Here is a 24,278-nt window from a genome sequence, read left to right on the forward strand (position 1 = left end):
GAGGGTCCGTCCGCGGGTACCGCGCGGCCGCGCCGCCGGTCCACGGGCGCGCGCGGGGCCGCGAGCGCGGTGGGGTTGCGCCCGAACACCACGAATCCGTCGAGCTGGCGGCTGAGCAGCTCGAAGCGGATGTGCAGGAACACCACCAGGTGGTTCTGGATGCGGGTGCCCAGGATGGTGCGGCTGTCGCCCACGTCGACGCGTGGCGGGCTCAGTTCGAATTCGTGGCCCAGCAGGTCGGCCAGGGCCGCCAGGCAGGCGCTGAGCATCACGTTGCCCAACTCGCTCATCGCGTCCTGCTCGATGGCGCTCAGGTCTTCGCCGGGCACGCTCTGGCCCGCGACGATGCGCACGATCTCCAGGCTCTTGTCACCCGGGAAGATCAGCAGCGCATCGCCATTGAAGACCCCGCGAAAGGGTTGGCGGATGCCGTGCATGGTGCTGCCGGCCGCCCCCAGCTGCTGGGCCGCCTCGCTCACCGTCAGGATGCTCACGTGCGGTACCGAGAGCAGCACCTCGTCGTGCATCAGGCGGCCCATGGCGGCGGCCGCCTTGCCGACCCCGATGTTGAAGATCTCGCTGAGCGCGTCTACTTGTTCCGCATCAAGCTGCACAGGCATATCAGACTCCCGCCAGTGCTGCGAGTTTCTTCGCTGCATCGGCCGTGATGGGTTTCGCTATGAAAGCCAGGCCGGCTTCCTCGATGCGTTCCTGCACCGCGCCCTGCACATTGGCCGTGACGATGGCAATGGGCAGCCGGGGCCGGATCTTGCGCAGCGCCAGGGCGGCTTCCAGGCCATTCATGCCGTGCATGTTGAAGTCCATGGAAACGAGGTCCACGGCATGCTGCTCGACCATGGACAGGGCCTCTTCGCCACTGCTGGCGTGCAGGATGGCCCATTGGGGATGGGCTTGCAGGACGAGGCCCTGCAGGATCAGCCGGGACATGCGGCTGTCATCAACGATCAAGAGTCGCAGGCTCATGGGGTGTCGGTACGTGGGTCATTGGGAGTGTGCGAAAGCGGCTTCGTAGGCCAGCACCTTGTTGCGGCCCGTGGCCTTGGCGCGGTACAACGCCTGGTCGGCCCAGGCGAGGATGGTTTCGATGCCGGCATCGCGGTGCGCCATCTCGGCCATGCCGATGGACACGGTGATCTTCAGGGGCTGGCTGGCGAGGGAGACGATCTGCAGCCCGGCGATGGCGTCGCGGATGCGTTCGGCCACGGACCAGGCGCTTTCGGTGGACGAATGGGGCAGCAGTGCGGCAAATTCCTCGCCCCCCAGCCGTCCCAGGATGTCGGCCTCGCGCAGCACGTTGGCAATGGCGGTGGCGCAGGCGCGCAGCGAGTCGTCGCCGGTCTGGTGCCCATGCCGGTCGTTGATGCGCTTGAAGTGGTCGATGTCGATCATCAGCACGGTGCAGGGCTTGGCATGGCGGCGGCAATGGTCGAGCAGGGCGGTGCCACGCTCCAGGAAGGCCCGCCGGTTGAGCCTGCCGGTCAGCGAGTCGCGCGTGGCCAGCTCGCGCAGCTGCGATTCCAGTTGCTTGTGCGTGCTGATGTCGAAGCCCCACAGCAGGTGGGCCAGCCTGCCATCGACCTCGATGAGGCGCGCTGACAGTGAACTCCAGCGGGGATTCCTGGCACCGATGAGCGCTTCCATCCCATCCACCTGGCCGTACTTGTCCAGCGCCGCCATCAACTGCTGGCTGGCGCCGGGCTCGTGCAGCAGCTCGGGCAGGGTCAGCTTGATGGGCGGCCACTGCAGCCCCAGGCGCTCGACCATCTGGTTGTTGATGAAGTGCACAAAGCCGCTTTCGACGTCCACCAGCACCACGTCGCTCGGGCTGGAGTCGAGGATGAAGCTCAGCAGCGCACGGCTTTCCTCGATCTCGCGCGTGCGGCTGGCCACGCGCATCTCCAGGTGGCGGTTGGCCTGTGCCAGCTGCTGCGACAGGGCCTGGGCCGACCGGGCTTCGTGCAGCAGCCGGCGGATCAGCAGGGCCGTGCCGAGCAGCAGGCCGCCGAGCACGGCGCTGAGCAGCATGAACTGGTTGTGCAGGTCCTGGCGGATGCGATCAGATTCCTGCGTGGAAAACAGGTGCACCGCGACGACGGCCTTGCGGATGCGCTGCAGCAATTCGTCAGCACGCAGGCTGATGTCATTGGCCACCTCCGCACGCCCCAGGGGGGCCGATGCGAAGCGGGCCGACCAGCGGTCGACATGCCGGCCCAGATCTTCCAGATCCAGCACGGTCTGGGGCAGCGCCTGCCGCAAGCGCGTGCCCAGGCGCGGGCTGGCGTCGACCAGGTCGAGCGTGCTGAAGAGGACCTCCAGGCGCTCCTGCAGCTCCACCTCGGGTGCTTCCAGCGCCTTGACCTGGCGCGCCAGCAGAACCACCCGCGCCAGTTCGCTGTGCACGCTCGACACGTGCCACAGATCGCTTTGCTGAAAGGGCTGCGCCAACGCGCGCACTTGGTGCAGCGTCCACCACAGGGCTGCGGACGTGACCAGCACCATGGCCGCCACCAGGGCCAGCAGCCAATAGGTTCCATTGCGCGAGGGCGGCAGGCGGCAGGCCTTTGGCGATGGTGGCCGCGGCTTATCGGACGGAGAGGACATGGACCTGCCAGATGGTGCGGTTGACATAGTCCTGCTTTTGCAAGCGCGCGTGCCGGTCAAAGGGGTAGATCAGGATCAGGGGCCCCTTGTCGCGGATGCCGATCGGCTGCTGGTCGCGCCGGTAGGCCAGGATGGGGTCGTACTGGACCAGGTCGCTCCAGGGAATGCGGACCGAGTAGTCATTCAGGGCCGTCAACTCGATCTGGTGCCGCTCATTGCCTCCCAGCTGTTCCACGAGCAGGCGCAGGGACACGCCGCGCCAGCGGGATTTGCCCGGCATCCCCAGGGCTTCCGGCAAGGTGGTGACGATTTCGCGTGCCGGCAGACTCTCCAGGGCCTGCAGGTCGCAGGCCAGCGCGGTCTGGTTTGCGGCCTGCAGCTTGAGCACAGGCCGCTCGCCCGAAGGCTGGCACACCAGGCTGGCATGGGCTGGCAATGGCAGCCACAGGCTGGACAGAACAACGGACAGGGCGAACGCTGCGCGGGGCAGTCGCGCGCGGAAACTGGGCATCATGAACGGGTCTCGCTGGCTTGCCCCCTCCGTGCGGTACCAGGGGCAGACGAGCGACTATGCCGGGCGTGGCCTGCCCATTGGGCCTTTTTGCGCCCCGTTGTGGGGGTAATGGCCCTGCTTTAACAATTGTTGACAGCCCGGCGCACTGCGCAGGCCGGCTTGTCGGCCGCAGAAAGCCTGGGTTCAAATGACCCGAAAACCGTGCGTACCGTCGCGCCCGAGCTGTTCCACCAGCCCGAATTCCCAGTCCAGATAGGCCTGCATCGCTTCGCGCGGGCTCTCGGTGCCTTCGTAGGGGCGGCGATAGCGGTCGGTGCGCGGCGAAGCCAGGCGCGTCTCGCCATGCTCCAGCGGCAGGCCGGCTGCGATCCAGGCCAGGGTGCCGCCTTCGAGCACCTGCACTTCTGCGCCCGTGAGGCGTGCCAGGTCCTGCGCCGCATAGCGCGCCAGCAGGCTTCTGCCGCAGGTGAGCACATAGCGCTCTGCGCGCGGGATCGTCGCCACGGCCTGCGCCAACTGTGCGCGGATCACGAACCAGGCGCCCGGAATGTGGCGCTGGGTGTAGTTGGCGCTGGTGGTCAGGTCCAGCACGGCGGTGCGGCCGGGCGCCTGTTCTTCCTCTTTCAGCCAGGCGTCCAGTTGCGCGGGCGTGGTCCAGGCAATGGGGCCTTCGGGCTCGGGCACGGTGTTGGCCACGGCGCCGGTCTCGCTGAAGTCCGATGGCTGCGCGCCATCGAGCACCCAGGCCTCCCAGCCCATCTGGGCCAGCCAGGATGCGCTCATGTTGGCGCGCACGCCGTCGTCGTCCACCAGCACCAGGCGCGCGCCGCGCACGGCGGCCGTGTGGTCGGTCTCCTGCACCAGCTGCCCGCCGGGGATGTTGCGAAAGCCGGGCAGGTGGCCGGCCGCGAATTCCTCGGGCGTACGCACGTCCAGCAGGTAGGTGGTGCGGCCGGCCTCGGCCGCAAAGCGCGCCAGGTCGCCGGCCTGGGCCCGCTGCACGTGGGCGCGGTCGGCCACGTTGCGGGCCTGTGCTGGCGCCTGGGCGCGGTCGATGTGCACGGCGGGGTCGAAGCGGCGGCTGGCGCCGCGCTCCAGGGTCTGCCCGGCCAGCAGCCAGCCGATGGTGCCGTTGCGCAGCGCGGCCACGGGGTTGGGGATGCCCGCGTTGACCAGCGACTGCGTGCCGATGATGCTGCGCGTGCGCCCCGCGCAGTTCACGATGATCTGCGTGGCCGGGTTGGGAGCCAGCGCCCTTGCGCGCAGCACCAGCTCTGCGCCGGGCACGCTCACGCCCGTAGGGATGTTCATGGTGTGGTATTCGTCGTAGCGGCGTGCGTCCAGCACCACCACGTCGGCCTTGGCGTCGATCAGCGCTTGCACCTCTTCTGCTGCGAGCGAGGGCGTGTGGCGCTCGGCCTCCACCAGCTCGCCGAAGGATTTGCTGGGTACATTCACGTCGATGAACAATTCGCCCCCCGCATCGCGCCAGCCCTGCAGGCCGTGTGCGAGCAGGGTCACGCGCGTGTAGCCCAGGCGCTGCAGGGTGCGCGCCGCAGGCTCGGCCAGGCCCTCGCCGTCGTCGTAGACCACGATCAGGGTGTCGCGGCGCGGGATGCGCGTCCAGGCGTCCAGTTCGATCCTGCCGGCAGGCAGGTTGGCCGCGAACAGGGGGTGGCCCTGGGCGTAGGGGTCTTCCTCGCGCACGTCGAGCAGGGCGATTTCCTGGCGGGCGAGCAGGGCCTCGCGGACCTCAAGGACGGATGTTTCTGGGATGGCGGAAGCGGTCATGGGTGGAATCGTACGGGTCTTGGGAAAAATGGGTCAGGCCGAGGCAGCCGGGTTCTTCGAGAGGTCCCAGATATTGGGCAGGGTGCTGTTGCTGTAGCCGGAGATGAAAGGTTTGCGCGTGCCGTCCTCCAGGTACACGCTGCGCTGCACGGCGCCGATGTTGGCGCCATAGACGTGGATGCTGATGGAGGTGCGGCCCTCCCAGGCATTGCTCACGCGGTGCACATCTCCGATGGTGGGCGACACGGCCTCCACCTGGCCTGGCTGCAGGCGGTGCGGCGCGCCTTGCGGTGCCCAGCGGCCTTCCGCCGTGCGGGCATAGGCCTGCGAGTCCTCGGAGCCGCGCAGCATGCCGATCAGGCCCCAGACCGTGTGGTCATGGATGGGCGTGGCCTGGCCGGGACCCCAGACAAAGCTCACCACCGAGAAGCGGCCCAGCGCGTCGGCATGCAGCAGGAACTGCTGGTAGCGCTCGGGACTGGGCTGGGCGTAGGCGGCGGGCAGCCAGTCGTCATGCGCCACCAGGGCGCCGAGCAGGGTGCCGCCGCGCTCCAGCAGTTCGGACTCGGGCGGGGCGCTTTCCACCAGGGCAGCGAGCTGCTGCACAAAGCTGCGCAGGCGGGCGGTGTTGGGGACGGAGTGGGATTCTTGTTCGAGAACGTCTGGGGCGAGGGCATTCATGCCCTGCATTGCACCAGCGTTGTGCGCTGGGCGGTGAGGAAAGTTTTGCATATCCATCTCCGTTTTTCTTCGTTCTCTTTTCGATGCCCAGCGTTTGCAATGCGGCTGGTGCGGTGCTTGCCACCGTTGTCTCTTTCTTATTACACACGAGGTACAGGGCATGAACAACAAGGGCCAAATGGGGAGTGGAGGACAAGCGCGCTGGTCGCGCCGGCAGGTGCTGCGCGCCACCGGCGCGGCCACGGTGGTGGGCGCATCGGGCGTGGTGGGCAGCCAGGTGCTGGCCGCCGGCAAGTTGCGCGAGGTGAAGCTGGCGTGGAACGCCAACGCCATCTGCCTGTCGGCCGCCCCGGTGGCCATCGAGCGCGGCATCTTCGAAAAGCACGGCCTCAAGGTCGAGCTGGTCAACTTCGCTGGCTCCACCGACCAGTTGCTCGAAACCATCGCCACCTCCAAGGCCGATGCCGGCCTGGGCATGGTGCACCGCTGGATCAAGCCGCTGGAGTCGGGCTTCGACGTGAAGCTGGTGGGCAGCTCGCACGGCGGCTGCTCGCGCCTGGTGGGCTACGAGGCCGCGGGTGTGACCAGCCTGCAAAAGCTCAAGGGCAAGACCATCGCCGTGTCGGACCTCAACAGCCCGGGCAAGAATTTTTTCTCGGTGCTGCTGGCCAAGGCCGGGCTCAACCCCGAGAAGGACGTGGCCTGGCGCCAGTTCCCCGGCGACATGCTGGGCCTGGCCGTGGAAAAGGGCGAGGCCCAGGCCATTGCCGACGGCGACCCCAACCTGCTCTTGATCCAGCGGCGCACCAAGGGCCTGGTGGACCTGGCGTCCAACCTCTCGGGCGAATATGCCGCCAAGACCTGCTGCGTGCTGGGCGTGAGCGGTGCGCTGGTGCGCAACGACAAGGGCACGGCGGCCGCGCTCACGCGCGCCATCATCGAGGCCTCGGACTTCGTGGCCGACAACCCCAACGAGACGGCGCGCATCTTCAGCCCCTACTCCAAGGTGCCGCAGGAGGACCTGCGCGCCGTGTTGGGCACTCTCACGCACCGCAGCCACCCTGTGGGCACGGCCCTGCGCCAGGAGATCGAGTTCTACGCCCGCGACTTCAAGCTGGTGGGGGTGCTCAAGCCCTCGACCGACCCGGCGCGCTTTGCCGCGCATGTGCACGCCGACGTCCTGGCCTGAGCCCGCCATGAGCACCGTTGCCGATCACATCCTTCCCGCGCCGGCCGCCGTGTCGGCCGCACCGGCGCCCCGGGCTGCGGCGGTGTCTGCGCCGCTGCGCACTGCCTCTGCCCCCGCGTTCTGGTGGACCGGCCTGGCCGCCGCCGTCGCCTGGGCCGCACTGGGCCTCATCACCTACCTGTGGCCCAACAAGCCGGTCGGCTTCAGCGACTGGGCCTTCACCGAGGAGTTCGCCATCGGTGCAGGCGCCGTGGCGCTGGTCCTGGCGGTGCTGGCCTTCGTGCCGGGCTCGCTGGGCCGGGCCGGGCTCCGTGTGCGCAAGGCTGGGCCCTGGCTCGTGGCCCTGGCGCTGGGCTTTGCGGTCTGGGAGGTCTTCACGGCCAAGCTGGGCACCTTGCCGCCGCCTTTCTTCGCGCCGCCGCAAAGTCTGGTGGAGGTCTATGCCACCGATTGGGCGCGCCTGCTGGAGAGCGCGGGCGCATCGCTGCGCCTGCTGGCCCTGGGCATTGCCATTGGCGCCGCGGCGGGCTTTGTCACCGGCGTGCTGATCGGCTGGTCGCGCCAGGCCAGCTACTGGGTCCACCCGGTGCTGCGCATCCTGGGGCCCGTGCCCACCACGGCGCTGCTGCCGGTGAGCTTCTATTTCTTTCCGTCGAGCTGGTCCACGGCGATCTTTTTGATCGCATTGGGAACGGCCTTCCCGGTGGCCATCCTCACCTGGTCGGGCGTGGCGGGTGTGCACAAGAATTATTACGACGTGGCGCGCACCATGGGCGCATCGCCCTGGTTCCTGGTGCTGCGCGTGGCCATACCGGCAGCTCTGCCCCAGGTCTTCGTGGGCCTGTTCATGGGCCTTGGGGCCGCGTTTTCCACCCTGGTCGTGGCCGAGATGCTGGGCGTGAAGGCGGGCCTGGGCTGGTACCTGACCTGGGCCCAGGGCTGGGCCGCCTATCCGAACATGTATGCGGCGCTGATCGTGATGGCGTTGCTGTTCTCGGGCGTGATCACCTTGCTGTTCGTGCTGCGCGACCGGGTGCTGTCCTGGCAGAAGGGGGTGGTGAAATGGTGAGCACTGTCGCTGCGGAGTCGACCGCTTCCAACAAGGTCATCGGCGCACGCATCGACGTGCGCAATGTCAGCCACTGGTTCGACCTGCCCGCCGGCCCGCTGCACGTCATCGACGAGCTGGACCTGTCGATCGTTCCTGGTGAATTCGTGGCCCTGCTGGGCCCCAGCGGCTGCGGCAAGAGCACCTTGCTGCGCCTGGTGGCGGGGCTGGAGACCGCGACCACGGGTGAGCTGTTGCAGGATGGCAGCCCCATCACCGACCCCGATCCCTCGCGCATCGTGGTCTTCCAGGACCCGACGCTGTTCCCCTGGCGCACCGTGTGGGACAACGTCGCCCTGGGCCTGCAGGCACGCGGCATTCTGCGCCAGCAGCGCCACCGGGTGGACGAAGCCCTGCGCCTGGTCGGCCTGCAGGACTTCGCCCGGGCTTTCCCGCACCAGCTCTCGGGCGGCATGGCCCAGCGCGTGGCGCTGGCGCGGGCCCTGGTCAATGACCCGAGCCTCCTGGTGCTCGACGAACCGCTGGGCAAGCTCGATTCGCTCACGCGCCTGTCCATGCAGACCGAACTGGTGGACCTGTGGCAGCGCACGGGCTTCTCGGCCCTGCTCGTCACGCACGACGTGGAGGAGGCGCTGTTCATGGCGCAGCGCGTGGCGGTGTTCTCAGACCGGCCGGCGCGCATCCGGCAGGTGCTGGTGAACGATTTGCCCTACCCGCGCCACCGCGGCGACCCGCGCCTGGCGGAACTGCGCCGCGAGGCCCTGGCGCAGCTGGGGCTGGACGCCAGCTGGTAGTCCGCGCGCCTTGACCCCGGACCTGTTGAACGGCCTGCTCGAAGGCCTGCATGCCGCGCAGCAGGGCCTGCGCACTCTGCTGCACGCCCTGGGCTGGGCGCCCGAGATCCATGGCCAGCCCGGCTGGCCATTGGACCACCGCATTGCCGCCGAGATGCTGGTGGTGGACGCGGGCCACGCGCGGCGGGTGCTGTGGTCGCTGGCCTGCACGGGCACTGCGCTGGTGTTGCTGGCCGTGGCGTTGTCCTGGCGCCGTGCCCGCTGGCCGTTGGCGGCCCTGGCCGCCACCGTGCTGGTGCTGGCCCCGTGGCCGCAGGCCCATCTGCTGCTGGCACCGGCCGTGCCCACCAGCCTGCACCAGTCGCCCACCGGCTTCAGTGCCGCAGGCATCGTGCGTGGCCAGGCCACCTACCAGCAGCACTGCCTGCGCTGCCATGGCACCGACGGCCGGGGTGAGGGCCCCGACGCGCCGCAATTGGTGCAGTGGCCACCCAACCTGAACGGCGCGCTGCTGTGGAAGCGGCTCGACGGCGAGCTGTTCTGGCGCGTGCGCGAAGGCATGCACAACCGCGCGGGTGCGCGAACCATGCCCGGCACGGGCGCTGCGCTGAGTGAGGTGGAGATCTGGGAAGTGCTGGATTATCTGCAGGCCCATGCGGCCGGGCAGATGCTGCGCGAATCGGGCACCTGGGACCGCCCCGTGCGCCTGCCCGGCATGGCGCTGGACTGCCGCCTGGGGCGCTCGCGGCAGTCCCGCGACCTGGTGGGGCAGCGCGTGCGCGTGGCCGTGGCAGGGCCCGGCGTGGCGTCGGTGGCGGATGACCCGCGACTGGTCAGCCTTGTAGCCGGCACGTTGCCACAAGGGGCTGATCCTGAATGCTCACCGCAGGGCGACGCGAAGGCCGTGGAGCAGGCCCTGGCGCTGGTCCTCGGCATCCCGGCCGCCGAGCTGCCGGGCTACCAACTGATCGTGGACCGCGCGGGCTGGCTGCGCGCCCGCGGCCAGCCGGGCAAGGCGGCCTGGTCCGAGGAGGACCTGGTCTGCCGCTCCACCACGGTACCCCGGGCGCCTGCCGACGGGCCGGTGGCCGCCGGGGTGGGTCCAGGTGATGGGCTGGAGGCCCTGATCCGCCGCATGGACGCCGAACCGGTGCGGCTCACGCGCGGCGGATTCCCGCATTGAGGCGTGTCGCCACCCCTACCTGCGGCTCTTGCGGTACACGTCGCCCACGGAGTTGGTCAGCGATGCCTTGTCGGGCGCGACGCGCATGGTCATGGGCCGTTCCTTGCCGCCCGCGATGCAGGTCAGCAGCAGTACGCCGGCACCGGGTTGGTAGCGGCAGTTGGCATAGGCCTTCTGGCCGTCGCGCAGCACCACCGTGCCCTGCGCGTCGAAGTCCATGAAGTCGTCGGTGAAGCCGGGCTTTTTGCGGTCTTCCGCGAGTTGCCAGGTGCCGGCCAGCCAGCCGGTTCCCTCCTGCGCCAGGGCGCTGCCGGCAAGTGACAGCAGGGCGATGCCCGCCAAGGTGCGTCGAATGTGCATGTCTGCTTACTCCTTGCGTCCCAGTGCGAAGTAGATGCCGCCCAGCACCAGGATGATGAGTGGCATGCCGATGGCCACGAAGCCCTGTGCCTGGACATGGCGCAGGTTGGCCAGCAGCCAGAGCCCGCCGACAGCCATGCCGGCGATTCCGGCCTGGGTCTTGCGGTTCATGGCATGCTCCTTGGGCCGGGCAGGCGACCGGCAGCTTCCCCTGTATTGCAGTGCATGGAATTCCCCTCTCTTGGTGGCTTGTCCATGCATTGTGCCGGGGCCGTGCTCAAGACTCCAGTGCGTTCAGCGTGAACGGTGCCGCCGTGAACATGCGCACGCCATGCTCCAGCGCGTCCTCGTCGAAGTCGAACAGGGGGTGGTGGTGTGGGTGGCAGATGTGCTTGGCCGCGCTGCGCGCACCGATCAGTGCGTAGGCGCCGGGGGCGTGCTCGGTGAAGGCACTGAAATCCTCGCTGTTGGGCAGCGGGTTCATGGTGTGCAGGGGCACGTCGGGCAGGGCCTCGCGCACGGCGGCGCGCAGGGCGGCGGCGGTGGCCGGGTCGTTGACCACCGGGCGGTAGCCGTGCACGTAGTCCAGCTCCACCGTGGCGCCATGGGCCTGGGCCACGCCGCGTGCGATGCGTTCGATGGCCTGTGGAACCCGCGCGCGCACCTCGGGCGAGTAACAGCGCACCGAGCCCGACAGCTCCGCGCTGTCCGGGATCACGTTGAAGGCCGAGCCGGCCTGGAACCTGGTGACCGAGAGGATCAGCGCCTCGTGCGCATCGGTGTTGCGCGCCACCACGGCCTGCAGGTTGGCCACGATCTGCGCGCCGATCCAGATCGGGTCGATGCACTTGTCGGGGTTGGCCGCATGGCCGCCCTTGCCCTGCACGCGCAGGATGAAGCGGTCGGAACTGGCCAGCGTGGGCCCGTCGAGCACCACGATGCGGCCCGTGTCCACGGTGGACATCACATGGGCCGAGATGATGCGGTCCACGCCCTGCATCACGCCGGCATCCACCATCTGCTGGGCGCCACCGGGGTGTTGTTCCTCTGCGTGCTGAAAGAAGAAGCGCACCTCGCCCGGCAGCTGCTGGCGCAGCCCGGCCAGCAGGCGCGCCGCGCCCAGCAGCATGGAGGCATGGCCATCGTGCCCGCAGGCATGCATTGCGCCGGGCCGGGCCGAGGCGTAGTCGCAGGTCTTCTGGTCGTGGATGGGCAGGGCGTCGATGTCGGCGCGGATGGCCAGCACCTTGCCGGGCAGGGCTCCGCGCAGTGTGGCGACCAGGCTGGTGGGGGTAGGGCGGTGGATGGCCAGGCCGTCGATCTGGCGCAGCTCGCGCTCCAGGAAGTCGGCCGTGTCGAGCTCCTGGAACGACAGCTCGGCATGGCGGTGCATGTGGCGGCGCCAGGCCACGACCTGGGGATGCTGGGCGCGCGCCTGTTCGGTGATGGTGTCGATCAGTTGTTTATTGGACATGGCGCGGCTCACTCCATCTCGATCTTGCGGGCCTGCACCACCTTGCGCACGCGCGTGAGGCTGCTGCCGATCAGGGCGCCGAACTGCTCGGGCGTGCCGGCGATGGACTCGGCGCCCAGTTCCGTCAGGCGTGCCTGCAGGGCCGGGTCCTTGAGCGCTTCGGCCGCGGCGGCGTTGAGCCTGGCCACAATGGCCGGGGGCGTCTTGGCGGGCGCCACCAGGCCGAACCAGGTGATGGCGATCTCGTTGAGGTCGGCATGGCCCAGCTCCTTGAAGGTGGGCACGTGGGGCAGGGCGGCCAGACGCTTGTCGGCCGCGACGACGAAAGGCACCAGCTTGCCGGCCTTGATGTAGGGGGCGGACGAGGGGTACTGGTCGCTCAGCAACTGGGTTTCACCGCCCAATGCGCCCGTGATCACCGGGCCCATGCCCTTGTAGGGCACATGGCGCACCTGGATCTTGAGCTCATCGTTCATGGCCTCGATGATCAGGTGGCCGATGGATCCCGTGCCGGGCGAGCCCGCGTTGAGCTGGTCGGGCTTGCTGCGCGCCAGGGCCACCACGGCGGGCAGCGTATCCACCTTGAGGCTGGGGTGCACCGAGAACACCGAGGGGATGGAGGCCAGCGCGGTGATCGGCGCGAAATCCTTGAGCGGATCGGTGCGTGAGGCCTTGAGCAGCACAGGGTTCACGGTCAGCGTGCTCACCGTGCCCACGCCGATGGTGTAACCGTCGGGGGCCGAGCGCGCCACTGCCTCGGCGCCGATGGCACCGCCCGCGCCGGCGCGGTTGTCCCCCACCACCGACTGGCCCAGCGACTTCGGCATGCGGTAGGCCACCAGGCGCGCCACGATGTCGGTGGAGCCGCCGGGGGCGAAGGGCACGATCAGCTTCACGGGCTTGTCGGGGTAGGCCTGAGCCCAGGCGGAAAGCGGCAGGGCGGTGGCGCAAAGGCTGGCCAGCAGCACGGCGCGGCGGGTGGAGATCAGGTGGGTCATGGTCACAAAGGCTTGCCAGGAATGATGGGCCGATTGTGCTGGCTGGATATTGGGTTGACCAATAGAATTTAGCGGTTATCTATTGGAATTGCTTATGGAAAACACGAAACAGCCTGCAACCGGCCCCGGCGTATTGTTCAACCGCCTGCTCGCCCGCGGCCGCCTGCGGCACCTGCAGCTGCTCGCCGCCCTGGCGGACGCCGGCAGCGTGCAGCGCGCGGCCTTGGCTGTGGGCATGAGCCAGCCGGCCGCCACCCAGGCCTTGGCAGATTTGGAAGACCTGCTGCAGGCCCCCTTGTTCGAGCGCCACAACCGCGGTGTGCGGCCCACACGGTTCGGCGAGGCGGTGGTGCCCGTGGCGCGCAATGTGCTGCAGGCCTTGCGCGCCACCACCGAAACCCTGTCGGCCCTGCAGGCGGGCGCCCAGGCCTTTCTGCGCCTGGGCTGCATCCCGGCGGCGGCCTCGGGCCTGCTGGCCCGCGCGTTGCCGGCGCTGCTGCAGGCGCAGCCGGGGCTGCAGGTGGAGCTGATCGAGGAAAACATGGTGCACCTGCTGCCCGAGCTGGCCGCGGGGCGGCTCGATGCCGTGGTCTGCCGCCGCCCGCAGGACGTGCCCGCCCCCTGGCAGTTCGAGCTGCTGCAGGCTGATGCACCCGCGGTGGTCGCCGCACCCGGGCATCCGCTGGCGCGCCTGCGCAGCGTGGCGCTGGGCCGGCTGGTGGGGCTGCCCTGGGTGCTGCCGCCGCGGGGCATGGGCGTGCGCGACTATTACGACCGGCTGTGGGCCGGCCATGCGCAGCAGCCTGCGCTGTACCCCCTGGCCACCACGGCACTGCCGGTGGTGCTGGAGGCCCTTCGCAGCACGGGCGCGGTCAGCCTGATGCCGCAGAGCATTGCCCAGACGCTGGTGGACACGGGCGTGGCCGTGGCCCTGAACGTCAGGCTGCCGGAGGCGCTGGAGTCCTCGCTGCAAGGGCTGGGCCTGTTGACCACCGGCTTGGCAGATGGCCCAGCCCTGGCAGCCCTGCGCCAGCGGCTGCGCGCTGCCGGCGGCGACCGGCCTGGGTAATCTGCCTACATGGGCTCGATCTGCGCCTTCTTCATCATCGCCTCGGTCAGCAGCATCTCCTTGGTGAAGTTGCGCCTGTAGGCTTCGGCGTCCATGGGGGTGACCATGCCGCCTTGCTCCTCCAGTGCGGCAATGACGGCCGGCTGGCGCAGCGCCTTCTCGAAGGCGGCGCGCATGCGCGCCACGATGGGCTCGGGCGTGCCGGCAGGCACCGACACGCCGCCCCATGAGGTGAGTTCCACCCCGCGCACGCCCAGTTCGGTCAGCGTGGGCACCTGGGGCAGCTTGGGGTTGCGGCGCGTGCCGGCAATCGCCAGGGCGCGCAGCTTGCCGGCCTGGATGTTGGAATAGGCCACCGAGAAGATGGGTGCGCCAAAGGTGACCTGCCGGCCCATCACGGCATTGACGATCTCCGACGCGCCCTTGTAGGGCACATGCGTGACCTGCACGTCCACGGTGCTGAGCAGCAGCTCCACCCCCAGGTGCGAGGGCGTGCCCACGCCGCCCGAGGCGTAGTCGAGCTTGCCCGGTGCCGAGCGTGCCTTGGCCAGCAGGTCGTCCAGCGTGCGGATGTCAGACGCCGCGTTGACGATGAGCACGATGTCCGCGCTGGTCAGGCCCATCACGTGCTGGAAGTCCTTGAGCGCGTCGTAGCCCGGCGCCTTGTACATGTGCATGCTGGCGGCCATGGGGGCGCTGGAGTAGATCCAGGTATAGCCGTCGGGCGCGGCCTTGGCCACCTGGCGCGCGCCCAGGTTGCCGCCCACGCCACCCCGGTTCTCGATCACCACGGGTTGGCCCAGCTCGCGCCCCACGGCCTCGTGGATGATGCGCGCCGTGGTGTCGGGCGCCGTGCCCGCGAGGAAGGGCACGACCCACTTGATGGGGCGTGCAGGCCAAGGCTCCGCAGCCCCTGCGTTGCCCAGGCAGAGCAGGGCGGGTGCAGGAACGAGGGCTGCGGCCAGGCCCTGGCCGAGGAACTGCCGGCGCTGCAGTGTGTTTGCTGTCATGGTCTTTGTCTCCTTCTTTATAGTGGAATCGAATCCGGGCGCTCGCAAGCTCAGGCCTGGGGTGCCAGCAGTTCCTTGGCAATGGTGTTGCGCTGGATCTCACTGGTGCCTGTGAGAACGCGGTACATGCGCAGCATGCGGAACAGAAACTCCACACGCCGCCCCTGCACGATGCCCTCGCCGCCGTGGATCTGCACGGCCCGGTCGGCCACGCGAAATGCGGTCTCGGAACAGAACAGCTTGGCCATCGAGGCCTCGGCCCGCGCCTGGCTGCCGGCATCGATCTGGCGCGCCGTGCCCAGCATCAGCGCGCGGGCCGCGCACAGCTCGGTCGCCATGTCGGCCAGCATGTGCTGGATGGCCTGGAAGTCGCCGATGGCGCGGCCGAACTGGCGGCGCTGCAGCGCGTAGTCACGTGCATCGCGCAAGGCCACCTGGGCCAGGCCCAGCATGGCCGGGCAGTGCAGCAGCCGGTTCACGGTGATGCGCCCCAGCGCCAGTGCCAGGCCCCGGCCGGGCTCGCCGATCTGGTTGGCGGCCGGTACGCGGCAGCCTTCGAGCACGATGTCGCCGGTGGACGATTGGCCGGCCATGGTCTTGTAGCCGGTCTCCACGCGCACGCCCGGGGCGTGGAGATCCACGAAGAAGGCGGTGACTTCGCGCTCGGCCGGGTCTCTGGCCGTGGAAGCCATCAGCACCGCGTAGTCGGCGAACGGCGAGCCCGAGATGAAGCGCTTGCGCCCATCGATCACGAAGCTGTCTCCATCGCGCACCGCGCGCGTCTGCACCGCGCCCGCGTCCGATCCGGCCTCGGCCTCGGTCAGCGCAAAGCAGATGGCCTTGTCGGCCCGGGCCACCGGCGCGATGAACTGCTGCAGTTGGTAAGGGGTGGCCTGGCGCGCCAATGCCCCCACGCGGGGCGGGCCGCTCAGTTCGCCGAACACATGGGGCGCAAAGGGCGAGCCGCTGGCGTAGATGGCCTCCTTGATGAGCACATGGTCCAGCACCGACAGGCCCAGGCCGCCCATGGCCGTGGGCAGGGTCATGCCATAGAAACCCAGTTCGTGCGAGCGCTTCCACACCTGCTGCAGCAGGGCGCGGTCGGCGCCCTGCTCATGGTCGATGCCATGCTCGCGCGCCAGTGCGGTGAGTTCGCCGTACAGGAACTCGTTGATGCGGCCGATGAGCTCGGCTGCGCGCTCCGAGCCTTCGAAGGGCACGTTGAACAGCGGGGCGGGAATGGGGTTGATGGAATCGGTTTTCATGCCTGTCGTCCTCGTATTCAGTTCACCATGCGGGTGTGGCCGGTCCAGTAGTTGGCCTGGATCGCCTTGCGCATCACCTTGCCATTGGGGTTCTTGGGCAGCGAGGGCACGAACTCGATGTGCCGGGGCCGCTTGAAGCCACCCCGCAGCGGGGCGCAGAAGCGGGCGATGGCCTCGGCGTCCGCATGGCGGCCGGGCTTGAGCACCACGTGCGCGGCCACTGCCTCGCCCCATTTGTCGTCAGGGATGGCGAACACGCAGGCATCGGCCACGGCTTCGTGCTGGTACAGCACGGCCTCCACTTCCGAGGGGTAGACGTTGAAGCCGCCGCTGATCACCATGTCCTTCTTGCGGTCCACGATGTAGACATAGCCCTCGTCGTCGGCCCGCGCCAGGTCGCCCGTGTGGTAGCGGCCGTCCTTGAGCACCTCGGCCGTGAGCTCGGGCGCGCGCCAGTAGCCGGCGAAGACATCGGGCCCGCTGACCACGATCTCGCCGATCTCGCCCTGGGCCACGGGCTGGCCCTCGTCGTCCACGATCTCCACCAGCGATTCCAGGAAAGGCCGGCCGCACGAGGCCAGGCGCTCGGGCAGGGCGGCGCGGGCGAACAGGTGGTCTTCCACCGACAGGCCGCACACGCCCGAGGTGGTCTCGCCCGCGCCGTAGCCCTGCGACAGCACGGGGCCGAACACGTCCATGGCGCGCAGGATGCGCGCGGGCGCCATGGGCGCTGCCCCGTAACCCAGGTGCAGCAGGTCGGGCAGGGGACGGTACTGGCCCTCCAGCTCGGCCAGCAGCATGTTGATCATGGTGGGCACCATGAAGGTATGGGTCACGCGCTCGGCACGCATCTCGGCGATGAAGCGGCCGGGCTCGAAGCCCGAGAACAGGCGGATGGTGGTGCCGCTGCACAGCGCCGGCACCAACTGCATGCCCGAGGCATGGGTGACCGGCCCCACCAGGCCGAGCAGGTGGCCTGCGCGCATGCCGTCCGAGCGCATGAGGAACTTGCGCAGCTGCGCCAGGCGGTTGCCGAAGGTCTGCATGGCCGCCTTGAGCACGCCGGAGGAGCCCGAGGTGTAGTGCAGCACTGCCACCTCGTCGGCCGTGACGCGCTCGGCCGTGAAGATGTCGCTGGCGGCGGCCAGTGCGGCTTCGTAGGATGTGCCGGCCGGCCCGTCGAGCAGCAGCAGGCGCGGCATGGGGCCTGCGATGTGAGAGCGGAAGGACTCGGCGCGCTCCGCCGTGGTCACGATCACTGCGGCATCGCTGTTGGCCGTGATCGCACCCACTTCGGCAGGCGACAGGCGGGCGTTGAAGGGGGCCTTGATGAAGGCGCCCTTGTAGCAGGCCAGCTCGATCTCGACGATCTCGGTGCAGTTGGGCAGGTAGATGCCCACACGGTCGCCGCGCGCCAGCCCCATGCCGCGCAGGGCGTTGGCCAGGCGGTTGGAGCGTTGCTCCAGCTCGGCATAGGTGAGGCTGCGCGTGGCGCTGGTGACGGCGAGTTGCCGGGCAAAGGCCCGCGTGCTGCGCGAGACGAGTTCGCCGACGTTGGCGATGAAGGCGGGGTGGGGTGCAGACTGTGGCATGTGTCTCCTGGGCTCGCCATGTCCGTGGCGGCATGGCGTGGAGTTACTGTTCCAGAAGTCGGGGCCTTGCGGGAAATACCGTTTGTTGATGCCAGCCCATCAAAAAGATTGATGGCCTGGCCCGCGGGTAGCGCCTGTCAGGCCTGCAGCTCGGCCCGCCAGATGCCTTCGCGCACCATGCGCGTGGTTTCCTGCCTGAGCGCATCGATGACCACCTGCGTCACCGCATCCACCGGCCGGTCGGCCGCGGTGGCCAGGTGGTAGCTGCGCTGCAGCTGGGGGCGCACCACGCGTGCCACCACCCAGCCCTCGCGGTTCGGGTGCGGGCTGTCGGCGAGGGAACAGGCGGGCGGGAAGGTGAAGCCGGCCCCGCACTGGTAGAGCGAGCGGATGACCCGGGCCGAGTCGTGTTCGTGCACCACGTTCAGGGCCACGCCCAGGCTGGCGGCAGCTTCCTCCACGTTCTGGCGGATCGAAAAGCGCCGGGACTGCAGCACCAGCGGCAATTGCGCCGCCTGGGCGAAGTCGATTTCTGGATGCTCTGCCCCCGCGCCGCGCCGGCGTGCGGGGCGGCGCAGCAGCAGTGCCACCGTGCCGTCGGTGTCCTGGCCGCAGATGTAGATCGATTCGCGCACCAGCGGAGCGCAGCGCAGCCCGTCGACCTGGGGCGTGTCCACCAGGATGCCGACGTCGGCGCGACGGTCCAGCATGGCCTTGCGCACCACCAGGCTCAAATCGTCCAGCACGAACACGCGGATGCGCGGGTGGCTGCGCTTGAGCGCCGCGAGCACCGGCCCGAGCAACAGCGAGGCCAGTAGAAAGGGCGCCGCCACCGTCACCGAGCCCTCGGGCCCCTGCGGCAGGCGCTGGATGCGCTCGCGCACGGCTTCGGCGTCCGAGAGCAGACGCCGTGCGTCCTCGTACAGCTGCATGCCGGCGGGTGTGGGCGTCACCCCGGCATGCGAGCGGTCGAACAGCTGCGTGCCCAGCTCGGCCTCGAGTTTCTTGATCTGCGCGGTGAGCGCCGGCTGGGCCACATAGAGCGAACCGGCTGCGCGCGACAGGCTGCCCGCTTCGAGCACGGTGATGAAGTAGCGGAGGGTGCGCAGATCCATGGCATGACTCTACCTCGGTGGCAGGCGGCGCAGGCCATGTATGCGTCCACCGAGTTTGCAAACGCGGTTTTCTTCGTTGGCAGGGCGGGGCAGTCTCCTGATGATGGCCGAAGTTCCCATTCCATCATCCAGGAGCCCGCTATGCCCGTCCAGTTCATCGGCATGATCCAGCCGCACGAAGTCTCTGAAACCATCGCCCGCAAAGGCCCCGCCGTGGACTCCGCCTATGTGCGCGTGTTCGCCCAGGCGCATGAGCATGCGGGCTTCGACCGCATCCTGGTGCCGGCCAGCTCGTCGAGCCCTGACACGCTGCTCACGGTGGCCTACGCGGCCTCGGTCACCGAGAAGATCGGCTTCCTGCTGGCGCACCGCCCGGGCTTTGTCGCGCCCACGCTGGCCGCGCGCCAGTTGGCCACGCTGGACCACTACACCGGTGGCCGACTGGCCGTGCACTACATCAGCGGCGGCTCCGACGAGGACCAGCAGCGCGACGGCGACTTCCTGGACCATGACCAGCGCTACGCCCGTACCGATGAGTACCTGGATCTGCTGCGCCGCGTGTGGACGGCCGACAAGCCCTTCGACCACGAGGGTGCCCACTACCGCGCCAAGGGCGTGTGGTCCGAGGTCAAGCCGCTGCAGCAGCCCTATGTGCCCATCTACTTCGGCGGCGCCTCGGCGCCCGCGCTGCAGGTGGCCGGCAAGCATGCCGACGTGTATGCCCTGTGGGGCGAGTCTCTGGCCCAGGCCGGCGACCTGGTGCGCCGCGTGCGCGCCGAGGCCACACTGCACGGCCGCGAAGTGCAGTTCAGCATCTCCTTCCGTCCCATCCTGGGCAGGACCGAGGAGGAAGCCTGGGCGCGCGCCGACCAGATCCTCGAGGACACGCGCCGCCTGCGTGTGCAGCAGGGCTACTCGCGCGGCATAGGCCCGCAGCAAAGCGAGGGCGCCCAGCGCCTGCTGGCCGACGCTGCCAAGGGCGACCGCGTGGACGAGCGCCTGTGGACGGCCATTGCGCGCGAGATCGGCGGGCGCTCCAACTCCACTTCGCTCGTGGGCACGCCCGAACAGGTGGCCGATGCCTTGCTCAAGTACTACGACCTGGGCATCACCACTTTCCTGATCCGCGGCTTCGACCCGCTGGTGGACGCGATCGACTATGGCCGCGAGCTGCTGCCCCTGGTGCGCGCCAGGGTGGCCGAGCGCGACCGCCAGGTGGCGTTGAAGGTCGCCTGATACCGGCGGCATCCGCCAGGCTGCGCGCACTGCCGCCCTGAATAGGAAGGGGCGGGCGGTGTGCGCTGCCGCGCGTGTGCAGGTGCTCTTCCCGCCCGCCCACTGGGGCAGGGCTGCCATGCCAGCCCTGCGAAACGGCTTTCCTGGTGCATCGTGGTCATCTAAAGATTGACCGGCAGCGCAATTTCCCCTATTTTCAGCCAATGGCCTGGAGGTCTGCTTGACCTTCGGGCGACATTGTCGCGCGCTGTTTCTTTCTGGAAGTCCCTGGTCGTTGGGCCGCATGTACGCTGGCCGGGCCTGGGCCGGTGCCATGCGGGTCATTTGCCTTGGTCCCGCCTTTTCATGACCGAACCCTACATGCCCACCTCTGCCAGCAGTGCCCCCCAATACCACTTCATCACGGGCCTGCCACGGGCTGGCTCCACACTGCTGTCGGCACTGCTGCTGCAAAACCCCCGCTTCCATGCGGGCATGACCAGCCCCGTGGGGGCGCTGTACTCGGGCATGCTGCACCAGTTCGGCGCGGGCACCGAGTTCGGGCCCATCATCACCAAGGAGGAACATCGGCGCCTGGTGCGTGGGCTGTTCGATTCCTACTACGCGGTGCATGCCGACAAGGCGGTGGTGTTCGACACCAACCGCATGTGGTCGGCGCACATGCCCATGCTGATGGACCAGTTCCCGGGCTCAAAGCTCATCGCCTGCGTGCGCAATGTGGCCTGGGTCATGGACAGCATCGAGCGCCAGTATGCGGCCGACCCCTACGAGATCACCCGCCTGTTCAACGACGACAACGAGCGCGCCACCATCTACAGCCGCGTTGACACCCTGGCCCAGCGCAACCGCATGGTGGGCTATCCGTGGACCGCGCTCAAGGAGGCCTTCTATGGGGAGCATGGCGCCTCGCTGCTGCTGGTGGACTACGACCTGCTGGCCCAGGCCCCGCAGAAGGTCATCCCGCTGATCTACCAGTTCATCGGCGCCGAGCCGTTCGAGCACGATTTTCAGAATGTGCGCTATGACGCGCCCGATTTCGACGTGCCCCTGGGCATGCGCGGGCTGCACAAGGTGCGCCAGGTGGTGGGCTTCCAGTCCCGCAAGACCATTTTGCCGCCCGACCTGTTCCAGCAGTACGCCAAGCTGTCCTTCTGGATTGATTCTGCGGGCAGCCGTGCCAACGTCATCACTGCCAAACTGGCCCCCGAGGCCGCTGGAGCCCAAGCATGATCCCCGACACCCTGAGCTCTCCCGTGGCCGACCCCACCCTGGCACCCCTGCAGGTGGTGTTCGTGGATTCGACCCTGCCGCAATGGCGCGACCTGCTCAAGGATGTGCCCGCCGGGGCCGAGGTCGTGGTGCTGGATGCGGCGAAGAACGGCGTGGGCCAGATGGCCGACTACCTCAAGGACAAGGCCAACGTCGGTTCGGTCCACATCCTGTCCCACGGGGGCGATGGCTACCTGCTGCTGGGCAACACCATGCTGTCGTCGCACAACATCGACGACTACCAGGGAAAGCTGGCCACCATCAGCCATGCCCTGGCTCCAGGCGGCGACATCTTTCTGTACGGCTGCGATGTCGCCCAGAGCGCCACCGGCGTGAATTTCGTCAACCAGCTGTCCCAGCTGACGGGCGCCGACGTGGCGGCGTCTACCAACGGCACCGGCGCAGGCGGGGACTGGGTGCTTGAGTACCAGAGTGGCGAGGTCGAAGAGCCATCCCTGTCGGCCGACAGCTACCAGTTCGACTTGGCCACCATCAAGGTGACCAATCTCAATGACAGTGGCGCCGGTTCCCTGCGGGCCGCAGTGGCGTCTGCCACCGGCAATGGTGCGGTCGACACCATCGTCTTCGACCCGGCCCTGTTCGCCAGCGGCATGGCCACCATCACGCTGACTTCGGGCGCGCTGGATGTGCACGGCACCTCGGACCTCGATGCTTTCAACATCGTGGGGCCGGGCGAAGGCCTGCTGACCATCAGCGGCAACAACAGCTCGCGCATCTTCGTGGCCGATAGCGCGGTTGGTGGCGGCGCCTACACTCCGAACACGTCGAGCCTCTCGATATCAGGCATGACGCTGACCAATGCCAACAACGCCGGCAGTGCCCGGCAGGACTTCGGTGGCGGCGCCATCCTGTCCTACTATTCCGGCGCATTGACGCTGGACCATGTGCGCATCACCGGCAGCACCTCGGTGGGCAACGGCGGCGGTGTCACGTTCTCGGACTCCAGTGCCAACGTCTCCATCACCAACTCCACCATTTCCGGCAACACGGCGACGGGGACCAATGCCTACGGTGGCGGTCTGTCCGCATTCACGGGCTCCGGCAACATTGCCATCGACAGCAGCACCCTGTCGGGCAACACTAGCTACCGGGGTGGCGGGGGAGGTCACCTCACGACGAATGGCGGCACGTTCAGCATCGTCAACACCACGGTGGCCAACAACACCAGCAATTCGACGGGCAGCAACACGCTGGGGGGTGGCGGCCTGTTGATCATGGCGGGCGGCGGAAGCGGTTCCATCACCAATTCGACCGTTGTCGGAAACCACGTCAATGCCTCGACGCTCGCTGCGGCGTTCGACGGGGGCGGCATCGCGACCAACAACGCCAACATCGCGTTCAAGAACACCCTGGTGGCCAACAACACCAGTGCCACGAACGTGGCCGCCCACCAGAACCTGGTGCTGGGCCAGAACACCACGGGCACGGGCAGCAACAACCTGCTGCTGAGCACGGGGGCCTACAGCACGGCCACCAACTCCCTCACCGGCACCATCACCACGCTGGGCAGTGCGCTGGGCACGCTGTCGCACAACGGCGGGGCGGTCCAGACCATCGCCCTCACGGCGGGCAGCAACGCCATATCGGCCGGCATCACCACGGGCGTGCCGACGCTGGATGCGCGCGGCTTCGGCCGCGGGGGCACCACCGACATCGGCGCCTTCGAGTTCAGCGAGAACGACACCTTTCACTTCACCGGCGTCACCTCTCCCGCCAACGGCGTCGTCGATGTGCCCGTGGCCTATGACCTGTTCATCGAGTTCGGCCATGGCGTTTCAGCCGTCGCGGCGAAGAACATCACGATCTACCGGCAGTCGGACAACGCGGTGCTGGAAACCATTGCAGCCAATGACAGCACCAAGGTCACGTTCAGCAGCGGAACCGGCGGGGCCAACAGCAAGGTCACCATCAATCCCACGGCCAACCTCGACGGTCTGACAGCCTACTACGTGCTGGTCGACAGCGGTGCCTTCCAGGATGGCTCGGGCAACGCCTTCAACGGCATTTCCAGTACCAGCGCCTGGACCTTCACCTCGGCGGTGGTTCCGCCGCCGACCGTCACGGGTGTCACCTCCATCACCCCCGATGGCGCCTACAAGGCCGCGGGCACCGTCTCCGTGCAGGTGAAGTTCAACGAAGCAGTCAACGTGACGGGTACGCCGCAGCTGACGCTGGAAACCGGTACGACCGACCAGATCGTCAACTACGTCTCTGGCGGCGGCACCGCCACCCTGACCTTTGTGTATACCGTGCAGGCCGGCGATTCCAGCCCCGATCTGGACTACCTGTCCACGGCAGCGCTCGCTTTCAATGGCGGCACCATCAAGAGCGTGGCCACAGGCCAGGATGCCATCCTCACGCTGGCGGCGCCTGGTGCGGCCAATTCGCTGGGCGCCAACAAGGGTATTGTGATCGACACCGTCGCCCCCGTCGCCCCCAGCACCCCCGACCTGGCAACCGCCAGCGACACCGGCAGTTCCAGCACCGACAACCTCACCGCCAACACCACCCCCGTCATCACCGGCACGGCCGAGGCAGGCGCCACCGTCACCCTGTACGACACCGACGGCACCACCGTGCTGGGCACGGCCACAGCCACCGGTGGCAACTGGTCCATCACCAGCAACACCCTGGCGCCCGGCGCGCACACCCTGACCGCCAAGGCCACCGATGCCGCCGGCAACACCGGCCCGGCCTCCAGCCCGCTGACCGTCACCATCGACACGGCGGCCCCTCCCGCCCCCTCGGTCGCCGTCCTGGCGGCTGGCAGCGATTCAGGCGCCTCCGCCACCGACAACATCACCAGCGTCACCACACCGGTGCTCACGGGCACGGCCGGAGAGTTCGCCAACGTCACCCTGTACGACACCGACGGCACCACCGTTCTGGGCAGCACCACCGCCGATGGCGCAGGCAACTGGACCATTACCAGCATCGCCCTGGCCGCCGGCGCCCATACGCTGACCACCAAGTCCTCGGACGCGGCGGGCAACTTCAGCACCGCATCGCTGGGCCTTGCCGTGACC

At 68.6% G+C, this 24,278-nt stretch carries 22 protein-coding genes; 8 read left to right on the plus strand and 14 right to left on the minus strand.

What is annotated here, in order from left to right:
• The 6 genes from ACK59X_RS10400 to ACK59X_RS10425 all read right to left on the minus strand — a co-directional run.
• Nucleotides 1-620: chemotaxis protein CheC (locus ACK59X_RS10400; protein ID WP_409957118.1), on the minus strand; the 620-nt coding region annotated here is incomplete at its 3' end.
• Between the two features lies 1 nt (nt 621).
• Nucleotides 622-984, minus strand: a complete 363-nt coding sequence (locus ACK59X_RS10405; protein ID WP_409957120.1) for a response regulator — start codon at nt 982-984, stop codon at nt 622-624.
• Between the two features lie 18 nt (nt 985-1,002).
• Nucleotides 1,003-2,622, minus strand: a complete 1,620-nt coding sequence (locus ACK59X_RS10410) for a diguanylate cyclase (RefSeq protein WP_409957122.1) — start codon at nt 2,620-2,622, stop codon at nt 1,003-1,005.
• The gene (locus ACK59X_RS10415; protein ID WP_409957124.1) at nt 2,603-3,136 is read right to left on the minus strand and encodes a molybdopterin-dependent oxidoreductase; all 534 of its coding nucleotides are present in this window, start codon (nt 3,134-3,136) and stop codon (nt 2,603-2,605) included. Before ACK59X_RS10415 ends, ACK59X_RS10410 begins: the two co-directional genes overlap by 20 nt.
• Nucleotides 3,137-3,319: 183 nt before the next feature.
• Nucleotides 3,320-4,927 (minus strand): rhodanese homology domain-containing protein, encoded by a 1,608-nt coding sequence (locus ACK59X_RS10420; RefSeq protein WP_409957126.1) that lies wholly within the window; start codon nt 4,925-4,927, stop codon nt 3,320-3,322.
• A gap of 33 nt (nt 4,928-4,960) precedes the next feature.
• Nucleotides 4,961-5,608, minus strand: a complete 648-nt coding sequence (locus ACK59X_RS10425) for a cysteine dioxygenase (RefSeq protein ID WP_409957128.1) — start codon at nt 5,606-5,608, stop codon at nt 4,961-4,963.
• Between the two features lie 160 nt (nt 5,609-5,768).
• Here ACK59X_RS10425 and ACK59X_RS10430 point away from each other — a divergent pair, with 160 nt between their 5' ends.
• From ACK59X_RS10430 to ACK59X_RS10445, 4 genes are read left to right on the plus strand one after another with little or no spacing between them, the layout of a single operon-like run.
• Nucleotides 5,769-6,797 carry an ABC transporter substrate-binding protein gene (locus ACK59X_RS10430; protein ID WP_409957130.1) on the plus strand — a complete coding sequence of 343 codons (1,029 nt, stop codon included), beginning with the start codon at nt 5,769-5,771 and terminating at the stop codon, nt 6,795-6,797.
• Nucleotides 6,798-6,804: 7 nt separating this feature from the next.
• On the plus strand, nt 6,805-7,866 hold the full coding sequence (locus ACK59X_RS10435; protein WP_409957132.1) for an ABC transporter permease: 1,062 nt from the start codon (nt 6,805-6,807) through the stop codon (nt 7,864-7,866).
• Nucleotides 7,860-8,660 (plus strand): ABC transporter ATP-binding protein, encoded by an 801-nt coding sequence (locus ACK59X_RS10440; RefSeq protein WP_409957133.1) that lies wholly within the window; start codon nt 7,860-7,862, stop codon nt 8,658-8,660. Before ACK59X_RS10435 ends, ACK59X_RS10440 begins: the two co-directional genes overlap by 7 nt.
• A 10-nt stretch (nt 8,661-8,670) precedes the next feature.
• The gene (locus ACK59X_RS10445) at nt 8,671-9,843 is read left to right on the plus strand and encodes a c-type cytochrome (protein ID WP_409957135.1); all 1,173 of its coding nucleotides are present in this window, start codon (nt 8,671-8,673) and stop codon (nt 9,841-9,843) included.
• A 15-nt stretch (nt 9,844-9,858) separates the two neighbouring features.
• Here ACK59X_RS10445 and ACK59X_RS10450 read toward each other — a convergent pair whose 3' ends face one another.
• The 4 genes from ACK59X_RS10450 to ACK59X_RS10465 all read right to left on the minus strand — a co-directional run bounded on the left by ACK59X_RS10450 (nt 9,859) and on the right by ACK59X_RS10465 (nt 12,675).
• Nucleotides 9,859-10,203 (minus strand): hypothetical protein, encoded by a 345-nt coding sequence (locus tag ACK59X_RS10450; protein WP_409957137.1) that lies wholly within the window; start codon nt 10,201-10,203, stop codon nt 9,859-9,861.
• Between the two features lie 6 nt (nt 10,204-10,209).
• Nucleotides 10,210-10,374, minus strand: coding sequence for a hypothetical protein (locus ACK59X_RS10455; RefSeq protein WP_007857987.1), 165 nt, complete (start codon nt 10,372-10,374; stop codon nt 10,210-10,212).
• 106 nt (nt 10,375-10,480) lie between these two features.
• Nucleotides 10,481-11,677: an amidohydrolase gene (locus tag ACK59X_RS10460; protein WP_409957138.1), complete on the minus strand. Its 1,197-nt coding sequence runs from the start codon at nt 11,675-11,677 to the stop codon at nt 10,481-10,483.
• Nucleotides 11,678-11,685: 8 nt separating this feature from the next.
• Complete coding sequence (locus ACK59X_RS10465; RefSeq protein ID WP_409957139.1) at nt 11,686-12,675, minus strand: Bug family tripartite tricarboxylate transporter substrate binding protein; 990 nt, start codon at nt 12,673-12,675, stop codon at nt 11,686-11,688.
• Between the two features lie 94 nt (nt 12,676-12,769).
• Between ACK59X_RS10465 and ACK59X_RS10470 the strand changes: the two genes are divergently transcribed.
• Nucleotides 12,770-13,744, plus strand: coding sequence for a LysR substrate-binding domain-containing protein (locus ACK59X_RS10470; RefSeq protein WP_409957141.1), 975 nt, complete (start codon nt 12,770-12,772; stop codon nt 13,742-13,744).
• A 5-nt stretch (nt 13,745-13,749) separates the two neighbouring features.
• Here ACK59X_RS10470 and ACK59X_RS10475 read toward each other — a convergent pair whose 3' ends face one another.
• From ACK59X_RS10475 to ACK59X_RS10490, 4 genes are all read right to left on the minus strand, one after another.
• Nucleotides 13,750-14,754, minus strand: a complete 1,005-nt coding sequence (locus ACK59X_RS10475; protein WP_409957143.1) for a tripartite tricarboxylate transporter substrate binding protein — start codon at nt 14,752-14,754, stop codon at nt 13,750-13,752.
• A gap of 50 nt (nt 14,755-14,804) precedes the next feature.
• A complete protein-coding gene (locus ACK59X_RS10480) occupies nt 14,805-16,019 on the minus strand; it encodes an acyl-CoA dehydrogenase family protein (protein WP_409957145.1) in 1,215 nt (404 codons plus the stop codon).
• 17 nt (nt 16,020-16,036) lie between these two features.
• The gene (locus ACK59X_RS10485) at nt 16,037-17,611 is read right to left on the minus strand and encodes an AMP-binding protein (protein WP_409957147.1); all 1,575 of its coding nucleotides are present in this window, start codon (nt 17,609-17,611) and stop codon (nt 16,037-16,039) included.
• 137 nt (nt 17,612-17,748) lie between these two features.
• Entirely contained in the window at nt 17,749-18,726 is a 978-nt protein-coding gene (locus ACK59X_RS10490) for a LysR family transcriptional regulator (RefSeq protein ID WP_409957149.1), read from the minus strand.
• Nucleotides 18,727-18,867: 141 nt separating this feature from the next.
• Here ACK59X_RS10490 and ACK59X_RS10495 point away from each other — a divergent pair, with 141 nt between their 5' ends.
• The 3 genes from ACK59X_RS10495 to ACK59X_RS10505 form a co-directional block, all read left to right on the plus strand.
• Nucleotides 18,868-19,962, plus strand: coding sequence for an LLM class flavin-dependent oxidoreductase (locus tag ACK59X_RS10495; RefSeq protein WP_409957151.1), 1,095 nt, complete (start codon nt 18,868-18,870; stop codon nt 19,960-19,962).
• Between the two features lie 345 nt (nt 19,963-20,307).
• A complete protein-coding gene (locus ACK59X_RS10500; RefSeq protein WP_409957152.1) occupies nt 20,308-21,192 on the plus strand; it encodes a sulfotransferase in 885 nt (294 codons plus the stop codon).
• Nucleotides 21,189-24,278: DUF4347 domain-containing protein (locus ACK59X_RS10505; RefSeq protein ID WP_409957154.1), on the plus strand; the 3,090-nt coding region annotated here is incomplete at its 3' end. The genes ACK59X_RS10500 and ACK59X_RS10505, both read left to right, overlap by 4 nt.

The organism is Acidovorax sp., assembly GCF_046339755.1.
In the GTDB taxonomy this organism is placed as follows: domain Bacteria; phylum Pseudomonadota; class Gammaproteobacteria; order Burkholderiales; family Burkholderiaceae_C; genus Acidovorax.